Origin of the sequence: Rhodoferax ferrireducens, assembly GCF_031458075.1 — a bacterium.
GTDB lineage: Bacteria > Pseudomonadota > Gammaproteobacteria > Burkholderiales > Burkholderiaceae_C > Rhodoferax_B > Rhodoferax_B ferrireducens_A.
On the sequence record NZ_JAVDXT010000002.1, the window covers coordinates 985,118 to 998,840 of the forward strand.

The 13,723-nt window shown below is 65.5% G+C and carries 10 protein-coding genes; 6 read left to right on the top strand and 4 right to left on the bottom strand.

The genetic code is table 11. From position 1 onward, the window contains the following. Positions 1–3 precede the first annotated feature (3 nt). Positions 4–780, bottom strand: coding sequence for a basic amino acid ABC transporter substrate-binding protein (locus J2X19_RS13550; RefSeq protein WP_310373853.1), 777 nt, complete (start codon positions 778–780; stop codon positions 4–6). Positions 781–1,050: 270 nt separating this feature from the next. Here J2X19_RS13550 and J2X19_RS13555 point away from each other — a divergent pair, with 270 nt between their 5' ends. From J2X19_RS13555 to J2X19_RS13565, 3 genes are all read left to right on the top strand, one after another. Next, on the top strand, positions 1,051–2,994 hold the full coding sequence (locus tag J2X19_RS13555; protein ID WP_310373855.1) for a PhoX family protein: 1,944 nt from the start codon (positions 1,051–1,053) through the stop codon (positions 2,992–2,994). 300 nt (positions 2,995–3,294) lie between these two features. After that, the gene (locus J2X19_RS13560; protein ID WP_310373858.1) at positions 3,295–6,063 is read left to right on the top strand and encodes a PAS domain S-box protein; all 2,769 of its coding nucleotides are present in this window, start codon (positions 3,295–3,297) and stop codon (positions 6,061–6,063) included. Further along, a complete protein-coding gene (locus J2X19_RS13565) occupies positions 6,060–6,470 on the top strand; it encodes a response regulator (protein ID WP_310373860.1) in 411 nt (136 codons plus the stop codon). Before J2X19_RS13560 ends, J2X19_RS13565 begins: the two co-directional genes overlap by 4 nt. Here J2X19_RS13565 and J2X19_RS13570 read toward each other — a convergent pair. Next, a complete protein-coding gene (locus J2X19_RS13570) occupies positions 6,467–6,775 on the bottom strand; it encodes a hypothetical protein (RefSeq protein WP_310373862.1) in 309 nt (102 codons plus the stop codon). The two genes, J2X19_RS13565 and J2X19_RS13570, sit on opposite strands and share 4 nt — an antisense overlap. 203 nt (positions 6,776–6,978) lie before the next feature. Here J2X19_RS13570 and fumC point away from each other — a divergent pair, with 203 nt between their 5' ends. The 3 genes from fumC to J2X19_RS13585 all read left to right on the top strand — a co-directional run bounded on the left by fumC (position 6,979) and on the right by J2X19_RS13585 (position 12,128). Continuing rightward, positions 6,979–8,370 (top strand): class II fumarate hydratase, encoded by a 1,392-nt coding sequence (gene fumC, locus J2X19_RS13575; protein WP_310373864.1) that lies wholly within the window; start codon positions 6,979–6,981, stop codon positions 8,368–8,370. A gap of 7 nt (positions 8,371–8,377) precedes the next feature. Beyond that, positions 8,378–9,700 carry a sigma-70 family RNA polymerase sigma factor gene (locus J2X19_RS13580; RefSeq protein WP_310373866.1) on the top strand — a complete coding sequence of 441 codons (1,323 nt, stop codon included), beginning with the start codon at positions 8,378–8,380 and terminating at the stop codon, positions 9,698–9,700. An 88-nt stretch (positions 9,701–9,788) separates the two neighbouring features. After that, a complete protein-coding gene (locus tag J2X19_RS13585; RefSeq protein ID WP_310373867.1) occupies positions 9,789–12,128 on the top strand; it encodes a TonB-dependent siderophore receptor in 2,340 nt (779 codons plus the stop codon). Positions 12,129–12,204: 76 nt separating this feature from the next. On the opposite strand, the gene J2X19_RS13590 is transcribed toward J2X19_RS13585, so the two are convergent. Together J2X19_RS13590 and J2X19_RS13595 are read right to left on the bottom strand one after the other, a co-directional pair. Continuing rightward, complete coding sequence (locus J2X19_RS13590) at positions 12,205–12,858, bottom strand: TetR/AcrR family transcriptional regulator (protein WP_310373869.1); 654 nt, start codon at positions 12,856–12,858, stop codon at positions 12,205–12,207. 25 nt (positions 12,859–12,883) lie between these two features. Further along, positions 12,884–13,720, bottom strand: a complete 837-nt coding sequence (locus J2X19_RS13595) for an alpha/beta fold hydrolase (RefSeq protein WP_310373872.1) — start codon at positions 13,718–13,720, stop codon at positions 12,884–12,886. Positions 13,721–13,723 lie beyond the last annotated feature (3 nt).

Below are 13,723 nucleotides of genomic sequence, written 5' to 3' on the forward strand. Positions count from 1 at the left end.
GGCTTATTGCGCGGGCAGGGTGGGCGCTTCGGCTTGGAACCACTTCTTGTAGATGGTGGCGTAGCTGCCATCGGCCTTGACCGCGGCCAGGCCGGTGTTCAGCTTGTCCAGCAGCGCCTTGTTGCCTTGCTTGACGACGATGCCGAAGAACTCCTTGGGGAAGCTCGGGTCGTTCACCGTCTTCAGCTGCTTGTGCTCCTGCACGCGGAAGGCGATCACGCCGTTGTCGCCGATAGCGGCGTCCAGGCCGCTGTTGGCCAGCTCGGAGATCACCACCGGCGTGCTTTCAAAGCGGCGGATGTCGGGGTTGGTCTTGCCGAATTCGCGCGAGGAAATGTCGTCGCCGGTGCTGCCGGTGACGACGCCGATCTTCTTGCCGGCCAGGTCCTTCAGCGTCTTGGCGGTGCTGGCTTGGGGCACGGCGATCAGCTGACGGGCTTCGAAGTAGGGGGCGGTGAAATCGTAGGACTGCTTGCGCTTGTCGTTGATGGTCACGCCGGAGATCACCAGGTCCACGTCGCCGTTGTTCAGCGCGGCGAAGATGCCGGTCCAGGGGGTGTTGACGATCTTGATCTGCAAGCCGGCTTTTTGCGCCACGGCCTTGATGATGTCCACGTCGTAGCCGACGATTTCTTTGCTGGGGCTTTCATAGGCAAACGGGCGGTAGGTGGCGCTGGAGCCGACCACCAGCTCTTTGTTCTGGGCCTGGACGCTGCTGACGGAGCCGAGTGCAAGGGCGAAAAAGCCGACCGAAGCCGCGATCTTGTGGATGATTTGCATGGGGTTGCCTATGGGGGAATGTAAAGAATTGGTTAAGTGTTCACTGAACCAGGGGCGGAATATACCAATTGGCGGCCATGCAATAGCCGTGCCTCCACTGGGAGAACCGCTCTGGCGGGCCGGTTTGCGGTGGTGGTGGCCGGACAAAACAGCACGGTGACAGTCAAAAAACTGTCATATCGGCTTCCTATGATCCGCAAAAAATGCCGGACGCAGACAGCTGCCCACCGGCGCACAACCCCCGCTTCTCCCACCCTCTGGAACTCCACGATGTCTGACGTTTCCCTCGCCTCGCGCCGCAGTGCGCTCAAATTCCTGGCCACCGCGCCCATGCTGCCCCTGGGCGCATTCGCCACCACGTCGCTGCTGTCGGGCTGCGCGACCACGGCACCGAGCACGGCCGGTTTTGCCTCGGCCAGCTTCACCGGCATGGCCGCGCCCACGTTGGCCAACCCGGCGGCCATGGCCAGCGTGGCCGTAGGCTCCAGCCTGAACATCACGTACAAAGACAACAGCACGCAAAGCTACAAGCTGGCCTACCAGCCGTTCTTCATGACCGGCGACATGGTGCCGGACGGCAAGGGCGGCACGGTGCTGGCCGGCGGCTATGTGGACATCCGCAACCAGCCCATCATGGACCGCTCGGTGGCCGGCAAGGAGCGGCAGTTCTTCTCGGATTGCCCCGATGGCTCGTCGCTGCTGACCTTGCCGAATGCCAATGTGCCCGGCGTCAAAGGCAAGCCGGTGTTCGCCGTGGTGCAGTTTGAATACACCACCCGCGACCAGCAGGGCGCCGATGCCTACGGCACGCTGCCGTCGCCCATCGCCGTGCTGACCCTGGACCAGGACCAAAGCACCGGCAAGCTGAGCCTGGTGAAGTACCACAACGTCGACACCTCCAGCGCCCACGGCCTGTGGATCACCTGCGGCGCCAGCCTGTCGCCCTGGAACACCCATCTCTCCAGCGAAGAGTACGAGCCCAATGCGCCCTTCATCGGCGAGGTCAAGCACTTCAAGAGCTTCAGCAAAAACCTGTTTGGCGACGAAAACAAGGCCAACCCCTACCACTACGGCCACCTGCCCGAAGTCACGGTCAACCCCGACGGTACCGGCTCCATCAAGAAGCATTACTGCCTGGGCCGCATCTCGCACGAGCTGATCCAGGTGATGCCCGACAACCGCACCGCGCTGATGGGCGACGACTACACCAACGGCGGCCTGTTCATGTTCGTGGCCGACCGCGAGAAAGACCTGTCGGCCGGCACCTTGTACGTGGCCAGCCTGGACGCCGGCTTCTCGGTCGACCCGGCCGTTGCCGGCGCCGGCGTCTACTGGATCAAGCTGGGCCACGCCACCAGCGCCGAGATCGAGCAGCTGGCCAATACCCTGAAGCCCGCCGACATCATGGACGTGCGCAAGGACGACCCCAAGGACGCCAGCTTCACCCAGGTGTGGGTGGAAGGCGTGGCCAACTGGGTCAAGATCAAGCCGGGCATGGAAAAGGCCGCAGCTTTCCTGGAAACCCACCGCTACGCCAGTGTGGTGGGCGGCACCATGGCCTTCACCAAGATGGAAGGCACGACCGTCAACATCAAGGACAAGCTGGCGTATTCCGCGCTGTCCTATATCCAGAACTCCATGGTCAAGGGCGGCAAGGGCTGGACCGCCAGCAGCGGCATTGCGCTGCCCAAGGCGCTGAACGCCGGCGCGGTGATCGAGCACAAGCTGGCCGGCAAGCAAAAAGACCTGTCGGGCGCCGACATCCGCAGCGAATGGGTGCCTACCGCCACCAAGACGCTGCTGGCCGGCGAGGACATCGCCGCCGATGCCATGGGTAACCTGGCCCACATCGACAAGATCGCCAATCCTGACAACCTCAAGTTCTCGGAAAAGCTGCGCACCCTGTTCATCGGCGAAGACTCGGGCATGCACGTCAACAACTACCTGTGGGCCTACAACGTGGACACCAAGGCGCTGAGCCGCGTGCTGTCCACCCCGTCGGGCGCGGAATCCACCGGCCTGCATAGCGTGGACGAAATCCACGGCTGGACCTACATCATGAGCAACTTCCAGCATGCTGGCGACTGGATCCCGGCGCTGCACGGCAAGGTGCAGGCCGCGCTGGACCCGCTGGTACGCGCCCAGTACAAGGACCGCTTCGGCGCCGCCGTGGGCTACCTGACGGCCGACCCGGTGGCGATCAAACTGGGCTGATGCGCTTGCCTGCGGTGGTGCGCAGGTTTGCTATATAAATAAGAGCTTCTGGCGCAGGTGTTGTCTGCGCCAGCGGCTCTTTTTTTATAAATTTCGGCTGGCAAATCCAGGTGCTCGCCAGACGGATGTATCCGGGTAGATGGGTGGCTGACTTTTTGTAGCGAAATGCTACGATCAATGCCGGAGTGATCCCAGCCCGGGCTGCCCGCCATGCCGCGCAGCCGTCGCTCCGCGCATGTTCCGGGGCAGTGGAAATGTGACCGGGTCAGGCCAGAAGCAATTCTGAGAGGGGCTTCGATCATGGATACCTGGATCTCTTTGCTGGGGCGAAATGGTTTCCTTCCCCACGGCTATTGCTTTACCTGGACGCCGGGATTGCTGTGGTCCATGGTGGCTGCGGATGCCACCATTGCAGCGGCGTATTTCTCCATCCCGGTGGCCACCCTGAGTTTCATCCGCAAGCGACCCGATGCCACCCTGAGCTGGGTGGCTTTTTTGTTCAGCGCCTTCATTTTTGCCTGCGGCATCACCCACCTGATGGACATCTGGACCATCTGGGTGCCCGACTACGGCTTGCAGGCGCTGACCAAGATCGTCACCGCCGCCATCTCGCTGGTCACCGCGATTGCGCTGTGGCCGCTGATCCCCAAGGCCTTGAAGATTCCGTCGGTGACGCAGCTGCAAACCGTGATTGCCTCGCTGGAGGCCGAGGTGCAGCAGCGCCGCAGTGCGGAAGACCAGTTGGCCGCCATCCAGCAAAGCCTGGTGGTCAAACTTGCGGCGATCGTCGAATCGTCCAACGACGCCATCATTGGCAAGTCGCTGGACGGGCGCATCACCAGCTGGAATGGCGCCGCCCAGGCGATCTTCGGCTACACCGCCGAGGAAGCGATTGGCCAGCCCGTGCAAATGCTGATTCCGCCGGAGCTGCAGGACGAAGAAATGCGCATCCTGGACGAACTGGCGCTGGGCCAACCGGTGCCGGCGTTCGACACCGTGCGGCTGGCCCGCAGCGGCGAGCTGCTGGACCTGTCGGTCAGCATATCGCCGATCCGCGATGGCCAGGGCCAGGTGGTGGGGGCGTCCAAAATAGCGCGCGATGTGTCGCAGCAGCGGCGTGCCGAAAAAGCGCTGCGCGACAGCGAAGAGCGTCTGCGCTTTACCTTGGAAGCGGCGCATATTGGCGACTGGGAGCTGGACCTCGCCAGTGGCCAGATGCAGCACTCGCTGCGGCACGACCGCTGCTTTGGCTATGCCGAACTGCAAGCCGAGTGGAGCTTGGACATGTTCATCCAGCACGTACACCCCGAGGACCGCGCCGAGGTGGCGCACACCCTGCATGCGGCGTTGGCCGATTTGCGCGACTGGCGCGTGCAGTGCCGCGTGGTCTGGCCGGACGCCAGTATCCACTGGATCAGCAAGCATGGCAGCGTGCAGCACCAGGGCGACAAGGCCAGTCGCATGCTGGGCATCGTCAGCGATACCACCGAGCAAAGGCAGGCTGAGAACGCCCGGCTCATCGCCCAGCGCCTGGAGGCGGAGAACCGCCAAATCCAGGAGGCCAGCCGGCTGAAGAGCCAGTTCCTGGCGAATATGTCGCACGAGCTGCGGACGCCGCTGAATGCGGTGATCGGTTTTTCTGACCTGCTGCATTCGGGCATGGTGAAGCCCGACTCGCCCAAGCACCAGGAGTTCTTAGGCCACATCGGCACCAGCGGGCGCCACTTGCTGCAGCTGATCAACGATGTGCTGGACCTGTCCAAGGTCGAATCCGGCAAGTTCGATTTCTACCCCGAGCCGCTGGACCTTGGTACGGTGTTGAAGGAGGTGGAGGACATCCTGCACACCGCCATCCTGCAAAAGCACATCCGTCTGGCGTTCGATATCGAGCCGGGCGTCGCCGGCGTGACGCTGGACCCGGCGCGGCTCAAGCAGGTGCTGTACAACTACCTGTCGAACGCCATCAAGTTCACCGCCGATGGCGGCCAGGTCAGTGTGCGGGCCATGGCCCAGGGGCCAGACCATTTGCGTATCGAGGTGGAGGACTCCGGCATCGGCATTGCGCCCGCCGATCTGCCGCGCCTGTTCACCGAGTTCCAGCAGCTGGATGCGGGCTATAGCAAGCAACACCCGGGCACCGGGCTGGGCCTGGCGCTGACGCGACGCCTGGTACAGGCGCAAGGCGGCCAGGTCGGCGTGCGCAGCACGGTCGATGTGGGCAGCGTGTTCTACGTCGTGCTGAACCGCATCCATGGGGTGGACCTGCAGCGCAACGCAGCGGCTGGCCTGGGCGAGGAGGCCGCCGAGGTGCAGCGTATTCTGGTGATAGAGGATGACCAGCACAACCGGGCCCGCCTGATCGAAGTGCTTTCCGAAGCCGGCTTCCGCGTGGATGCTGCATCGGATGGGCCGTATGCGCTGCGCCAGGCCCGCGATACGGCCTATGTGGCGCTGACGCTGGATCTGCAGCTGCCGGACCGGCGTGGGCTGGATTTGTTGGCCGACATCCGCAACCGCGGTGCCAGCCATGGCTCGCCGGTGCTGGGCGTGAGCATGCCGGTATCGCCCGACCGCAGCGCCAGTTTTGCCATCGCCAATGTGCTGTGCAAACCCATCCGCAGCGATGAAATCCTGTCGGCCATGGCCCGCTTCCGGCTGGAGGAGGCAGGGCGGGCGAATGTGCTGGTGATCGACGACGAGCCGGCGGCGCTGGACCTGATGCAGGCCACGCTGAAAAGCATAGGCATAGACGCCGTGTGCTGCCTGGATGGCCGGGCGGCACTGCAAGACATTGCGCTGCACCGCCCCGACGCCATCATCCTGGACCTGATGATGCCGGGGTTCGACGGCTTCCAGGTGCTGGACGCGCTGCAGCGCCTGCCGGACTGGCGCCACGTGCCGGTGTTCATCTGGACCAGCATGCTGCTGACCGACGAGGAATACGCCACCTTGGCGGGCTCGGCGCGCGCCGTGCTGAGCAAGGGCGGTGGCGCCATCGAGTCCATGCTGGACGGCGTGAAACGTTGGCGCCCGCCGGTTGCACTGGGCGCAGACAAGGGACGGCTATGAGCGGCCCCCGGGTGCTGATCGTGGACGACAACGCGATGAACGTCGCCATCGCCCAGGTGGTGTTGCAGGCCGACGCGTTCGAGGTCGAATGCGCGGGCGGTGCGGCCGAAGCGCTGCAGAAAGTGGATCTGTTCCGGCCAGAGCTGATCCTGATGGATATCCAGATGCCCGGCATGGACGGCCTGGAGCTGACCCAGCTGCTCAAAGCCCGCCCGGCCACGCAGGGCATCGTGGTGGTGGCGTTTACCGCGTTTGCGATGCGCGGCGATGAGGCCAAGATGCGCAGCGCCGGCTGCGACGGCTATTTGTCGAAGCCCATCGACGTGAAGCATTTTGCCCAGCAGGTGCGGGCGCTGATCGGCAAGCCGGCGTTGTCCAATGGTGACGCGACAGGCTCGGCGCTTTAGCGGGTTTCGCCGTCCGTGGCTTGCTGGGCTTTGACCTCTTGCTCCAGTGCGTCCGTCGCCTCTTCCAGCACCTTGACGGATTCGTTCAAGCGCTTTTCCAGCTCGTCGGTGCGGGCAATCGCAATGCCTACGTCTTCGTGGTGCACATCGTCGGGGATGCGGTTGTCCAGCACCGCGTGGACCACCCCCAGTTCTTCGGCAACCTCTTTGATCTCTTCGGTGGCCTGCTTGTGCGCGTCCAGCGCGTCGGTGAGTGCGTCGGATAACTCTTCGCTCTGGGTCTGTCCGGTTGGCGTGGTTGGCATATCTGGCTTACTGGTTGGAGTATGAAAAATAATGCACTTTAGCGGAGGTATCAGCTCAATCCGTTGCAGGGGGCGGCGCCCCACAGCCAGCAAAACAGCCGTAAGTATAAATTGGCCCCTATTTTTCGCCAGTGACCGGGCTTTGTTGAGAATTGCTATCATTTGGAATATTCCATACCTGCGGCGTTGGCCGCCTTGAACCCATGCACACCCATACCCGTTCCGAACGCGACACCTTTGGCCCCATTGATGTGCCGGCCGACAAGCTGTGGGGCGCGCAGACCCAGCGCTCGCTGCAGAACTTCGACATCTCGGGTGAGCAGCAGCCGCGTGAAATCATCCGCGCGCTGGCCCAGGTGAAGCGCGCGTCGGCCGTGGTCAACCACGCGCTGGGCCTGCAGGACGAGAAGAAGACCCAGGCCATCGTGGCCGCGGCCGACGAGGTGATTGCCGGCAAGCACCCGGACGAATTCCCGCTGGTGGTCTGGCAGACCGGCTCGGGCACGCAGACCAATATGAACGTCAACGAGGTGCTGGCCAACCGCGCCAGCGAACTGCTGGGCGGCGAGCGCGGCGAGGGCCGGCTGGTGCACCCCAACGACGACGTGAACCGCAGCCAGTCGAGCAACGATGTGTTCCCCACGGCCATGCACGTGGCGGCCGTGGTGGCCATCCACGGCAAGCTGCTGCCAGCGATTGCCAAGCTGCGCGCCACCTTGGCGCAAAAGGCCAGCGACTTCGACGACATCGTGAAGATAGGCCGCACCCATTTGCAGGACGCGACGCCGCTGACCCTGGGCCAGGAGTTCTCGGGCTATGTGGCCCAGCTCGACCATGGTGCGCGCCATGTACAGGCCGCCTTGCCGCACCTGTGCGAGCTGGCGCTGGGCGGCACGGCCGTGGGCACCGGGCTGAATGCGCCCAAGGGCTATGCCGAGCAGGCGGCGGCTGAGCTGGCGCGCCTGACCGGCCTGCCGCTGGTTACCGCGCCCAACAAGTTCGAGGCGCTGGCCAGCTGCGACGCGCTGGTGCACGCCCACGGCGCGCTGAAGACCCTGGCCGCCAGCCTGATGAAAATTGCCAACGACGTGCGCTGGCTGGCCAGCGGCCCGCGCAGCGGCATCGGCGAACTCAGCATTCCCGAGAACGAACCCGGCTCCAGCATCATGCCGGGCAAGGTCAACCCCACGCAGAGCGAGGCGGTGACCATGCTCGCGGCCCAGGTGTTCGGCAACGACGTGGCCATCAACTTCGGCGGTGCCTCGGGCAACTTCGAGCTGAATGTGTTCCGCCCGATGGTGGCGCACAACTTCTTGCAGAGCGTGCGCCTGCTGGCCGACGGCATGGTCAGCTTCAACGACCACTGCGCGGTGGGCATAGAGCCGAACTGCGCGCGCATCACCGCGTTGGTCGACAGCTCGCTGATGCTGGTGACCGCGCTGAACACCCACATTGGCTACGACAAGGCCGCTTTTATTGCCAAGAAGGCGCACAAAGAAGGCAGCAGCCTGCGCGAGGCGGCCGTGGCCTCTGGCCATGTGACCGGCGAGCAGTTCGACCAGTGGGTGGTGCCGGGCGATATGGTCGGACGCTGAGCCCCGCATGCCGGTGGGTGTTCTGCAGTCGCCGCTGCTGGCCAGTTTCCGGGAATGCTACCGGGATCTGCTGCGCTACCTGGCGCACCGCACAGGCTCGGCCGACGAGGCCCGCGACCTGGCCCACGACACCTGGCTACGCCTGGCCGACATGGCCCAGCAGGGCAGCCAGCCCGCGCTGCAGGACGGTGGCGAGGCGCGCGCCTATGTGTTCACCATGGCGCGCAATCTGGTGGTGGACCGGCAGCGCCGCATGGGCGTGGTACAGCGCCATGCCGATGCGCAAGCGGGCCAGCAGCCGCAAGCCCCCGATACCGCCGAGGCCTTGATGTACCGGCAGGCCATGGACGCGGTGCAGGCTGCGCTGGCCGGGCTGCCGGAGCGGGCACGCCAGGTGTTTGTGCGGCACCGCGTGCATGGCGAAGACCAGGCCGCGCTGGCCGCCTGCTACGGTGTGTCGCGCAACATGATAGAGCGCGACATGATGCAGGCCATGGACTGCGTGCAGGCGGCCATGGAGCGTTGGCATGCCGGCTCCGTCGCTGCGCCTGCGCACAGCCCGCGCGTGGGGCGGCGCAAATCCTTGGCGGCTTTGCTGGGGATTGCCGGCCTGGGCAGCCTGGGTGGCTGGCAAGCCTGGCGTGCCTATATGCCGCAGTGGCAGCAGCAGCTGGCCACCGGCCATGGCCAGATTCTGCGCCGCAGCCTGCCCGATGGCAGTGGGCTGACGCTGGATGCCCAAAGCCGGCTGCAGCTGGCCTATTTCGCAGGCCGGCGTAGCGTGGCTTTGCTGCAGGGCGCGGCGTTCTTCGACGTGGTGCGCGATGCCGCGCGGCCTTTTGTGGTGGATGTGCCGGGCGCTGCGGCGGCCGATGCCAGCCTGCGCATCACCGTGCTGGGCACGCGCTTTGGCGTGGAGCGGCTGCCCGGCGGCGGCGTGGACGTGCAGGTCGAGGAAGGCCGGGTCCGCATCGAGCGGCTGGATGGCCAGGCCCTGGTGCTGAGCCAGCGCGAACTGGTTGCGGGTGAGGCCTGGCGCATGTCCGCTGGCGGCGAAGAGCGCTTGACCCGCCAGCCGCAGCCGGTGGCGCCGTGGCGCAACGGCATGCTGGTGTTTGCCGACACCCCGCTGGCCGAGGCCGTGGAGCGCCTGCGCCGGTATCTACCCCGGCCGGTGCTGGTGGATGCCAGCGTGGCCGGACTGCGGCTGTCCGGCCAGGTGCGGATTGCGCAGGGCGAAGACTTCTTGCGGGCCTTGCCCGACATCGTGCCGGTGCGCTCGGCGCTGGTTGGCGGACGCTGGGAGATCGCGCCGCTGCGCAAGCTCTGAAAAATTTTCGCGGTTTGGTTCAGGACCGCGCGCGCTGGTTCGTTGTAGAGGGGAGAGCCGTTCATCCCTTTATCCAGCGACACCTTGTATGACCTACCAACGCATCCGTTTCCCCCGCAACGCCCTGGCCGCCGCCGTGCTAGCCGGCGCCTGCCTGCAGGCCCACGCGCAGACCGCCCGTTTTGAAATTGCCGCCCAGCCGCTGGCCGATGCGCTCGCGCAGTTTGGCCGCCAGTCGGGGGCGCAGCTGGTGTTTGCGCCCGCGCTGGTGCAGGGCTTGCGCAGCAATGCGGTGCATGGCAGCCGCGATGTGGCCGCCGCCCTGGCCGAGCTGCTGCGCGGCACCGGCCTGCAACCGCGGCGCACCGGGGCCACGCTGACTCTGGAGCGTGTGCCGGCGGACGCGGCGGCGACGCTGCCACCGGTCACCGTGACGGCAGCGGCAGAGCGCGAAACCGCCACCGGCCCCGTCATCGGCTATGTGGCCAAGCGCAGCGCCACGGCCACCAAGACCGATACGCCACTGGTCGAGATACCGCAGTCCATCTCGGTGATAGGCCGCGAAGAAATGGACGCGCGCGGCGTGCAGGACCTGATGCAGGCCATTGCCTACATGCCGGGTGTGGCCGTCAACGCGTATGGGCCGGACAACCGGGGCTGGGAGATCAACCTGCTGCGCGGCTTCAGTGCCAACAGCAGCAGCTACCGCGATGGGTTGGCGCGCACGCCGTTTGGCGTCAACTTCTATGTGACCGAACCCTATGGGCTGGAACGCATCGAGGTGCTGCGCGGGCCGGCGTCCATGGTGTTCGGCAAGGGCGATGTGGGCGGCGTCATCCACCAGGTGAGCAAGCAGCCCACCGGCGAGCAGATACGCGAGGTGGAGCTGCAGTACGGCAGCTACCAGCGCAAGCAGCTGGGCTTCGATCTGGGCGACGCATTCACCGGCAAGCCCGAGCTCAGCTACCGTCTGGTCGGCGTGGCGCTGGATAGCAACGACCAGGACCAGTACCCCGACGGCCACAAGCTGAACCGCAGCCGCCAGTACCTGGCGCCGTCCTTGCGCTGGCAGCCCGACGCCACCACCTCGTTCACGCTCTTGGCCGAGGTTCTGAAAAACAAGTCGGCAGAAGACCCGTATTTCATCAGCGGCAACGGGGTGCTGAGCAATGTAAAGATGGGCGACTACAGCTTCAGCGGCATCCAGCAGGAGCAGGCCTCGCTGGGCTACCGGTTCGAGCACCGCCTCAACGGTGACTGGACGGTGCAGCAGAACGCGCGCTACAGCCATGTGACGCTGGACCGGCGGGTGGTCTGGGTGGACGCGATGGGCGTCGACGGGCGCACGGTGGCACGTATCGCCAGAACCTGGAACGACCCCCAGACCCAGGCCGCGCTGGACACCCAGCTGCAAGGCAGGCTGCGCATGGGCGCGACCGAGCACACTCTGCTGTTCGGTATGGACTGGAACCGGCAGAAGGGCAGTGCGCTGCGCTACATCGGCGCCGCGCCCGACCTGGACTTGCTGAATCCCGTCTACGGCGTGTCCATCGCGGCACTGCAAAACCCGCTGGCCGACTACACGCAGCAGACCCGCCAGCTCGGCTGGTATGTGCAGGACCAGATCAAGTTCGGCGGCAACTGGGTGGCCACGCTGGGCGGCCGGCAGGACCGCGTGCGTACCCGTACCGACGACCGGCTGAATGCTGCTGTCAGCGCGCAAACCGACAAGGCCTTCAGTGGCCGCGCGGGCCTCAGCTACCTGCTGGGCAATGGCTGGGCGCCGTATCTGGGCTATAGCGAATCTTTTCTGCCCAACAGCGGCGTCGACAGCAACAGCCAGCCGTTCCAGCCCAGCCGCGGCAAGCAGCTGGAGCTGGGCCTCAAGTTCCAGCCCGAGGGCGCGCGCAGCCTGTTCACCGCCGCGCTGTTTGACCTGCGCAAGAGCAACGTGGTGACCTACGACAACAATACCTTCGAGGCCCGGCAGATCGGCAAGCAGCGCACCCGTGGCCTGGAACTGGAGGCCAAGGCCGAGTTGCTGCGCGGCCTGAACGCCACCGCGTCCTACACCCGGCTGGACATGAAGGTGCTGCAAAGCGCCGACAGTAGCGAGGTCGGCAAGATTCCGCCCCTGGTGCCCAAGCAGACGGCTGCGGTCTGGCTGGACTACCTGGTCGGTGGCGGGTTTGGCGTGGGCGGCGGCATCAGCCATGTTGGCCGGCGCCAGAACGACGAGGCCAACAGCTCTTCAGAGCGCAGCTTCACCCTGGTGGATGCGGTGCTGCATTACGAGCAAGGCCCGTGGCGCTTCGCGCTGAATGCGAACAATCTGCTGGACAAAAAATACAACGCCATCTGCTACCACGGCGAGTGCTACCAGGGCGCCGAGCGCGCCTGGACCCTCAGCGCCAAATACCGGTTCTGAGCCGGTAGCCGGATGAATGCTATTTATTTAATAGCTGCTTGCGCTGGTTAAATAAGCGCCAGAGGCCTAAAAGGCTTCAAGGCGCCAGCACATAGCGCAGCAGCATCTCCACCACGTTCTCGCGGCGCTGGGCGATGGCTGCAGGGCTGTCCATGTCGTGCTTAAAGATCAGCGCGAAGGTATGGCTGTTCGACACATTGAAGAAGCTCATGGCGCTGATCGACATGTGCAGGTCTACCGGGTCCAGGCCGGGGCGGAACACGCCGGCTGCCACGCCGCGGCGGTAGACCGCATCCACGGCCAGGATGGCCGGCACGTTCAGGTCCTGGATGCTGCGGCTCTGGGCCAGGAACTTGCCACGCAGCATGTTCTCGTTCATCACCAGGCGGATGAAATCGGGGTTCTCGCGCTGGTAGTCGACGGTGAAGGCCACCAGGGTGCGCAGCGCTTGCTCGGGCGGCAGGTCTTCCAGGTGCAGGGTCGATTCGATGTGCCGGATGCGCCGGTAGGCTTCTTCCAGCACCGCCAGGTACAGGCCTTCCTTGCTACCAAAATAGTAGTAGATCATGCGCTTGCTGGTGCGCGTGGCCTCGGCAATCAGGTCGATGCGGGCGCCGGCAAAGCCTTTTTCAGAGAACTCCTGGTTCGCTACCGCCATGATGTCGGCGCGGGTGCGCTCGGGGTCGTTGGTGCGGGGTTCGGGTTTGGGGGCTTGGACGGTCTCGGACATGGCGGCGAGTGTAGGAGATGCGGGCTCAGGCCAGGACGGCCAGCAGGGCGGTGTTGAAGGCCGCCGCCTGCTCGTACTGCACCCAGTGGCCGGCCTGGTCCAGCAGCTGCAGCGACTGGAAGGTCGGCGCGGCCTGCAGCGCGGCGGCCAGTGCATCCAGCTGGCCCAGGTATAGCGCGTCCTGGCGGCCGTAGATTGCCCACACCGGGCAGCGCACCTGCTGCAAGGCGCGCGACAGCACATCGGTGTACGACAGCCGGCGGCCGGGGATGCGGTCGCGCAATACGTTGGCGGTGTGCAAGGCCAGGGTCTCGGCATCAATGGCCTGCGGGTCTTGCAGCATCAGTGCGGCCAGGTTGTGCTGGTGCCGCAGGGCTTGGGCCGCCGGGTCGGGCAGATGGCGCCAGGCTTTGAGCCGTACGGTATTGCGCTCCACCATGCCCAGCGCCGGCGCGCCGACCAGCACCAGCCGGGCTACCCGCGCCGGATAGGCCTCGGCGATGAAGCCGCCGACCATGCCACCGAACGAGAAACCCACCACGTCCACCGCGCACGTGCCCAGCAGCTGCTGCAAGCCGGCCTCCAGTGGTACGGGCAGGGCGTCGGCATCGCTGCCGCCGGTGGGCAGGGCCGAGTCGCCAAAGCCTGGCAGATCGGGCACCCAGACCTGGCGGCCGGCGTCGACCAATGCGTCGATGTTGCGCAGCCAGTGGGTCCAGCTGCCGCTGCCGCCGTGCAGCAGCAGTAACGGTGGCAGGGCGGATGCTGGGCCCCAGACATGCCAGACGATGCTGCCGTCGCCGCAGGGCGTGTGGTGCTGGGTGGCGCGGGCGCGCAGGCGGGCGATGTCAGGGGTAGGCACGGG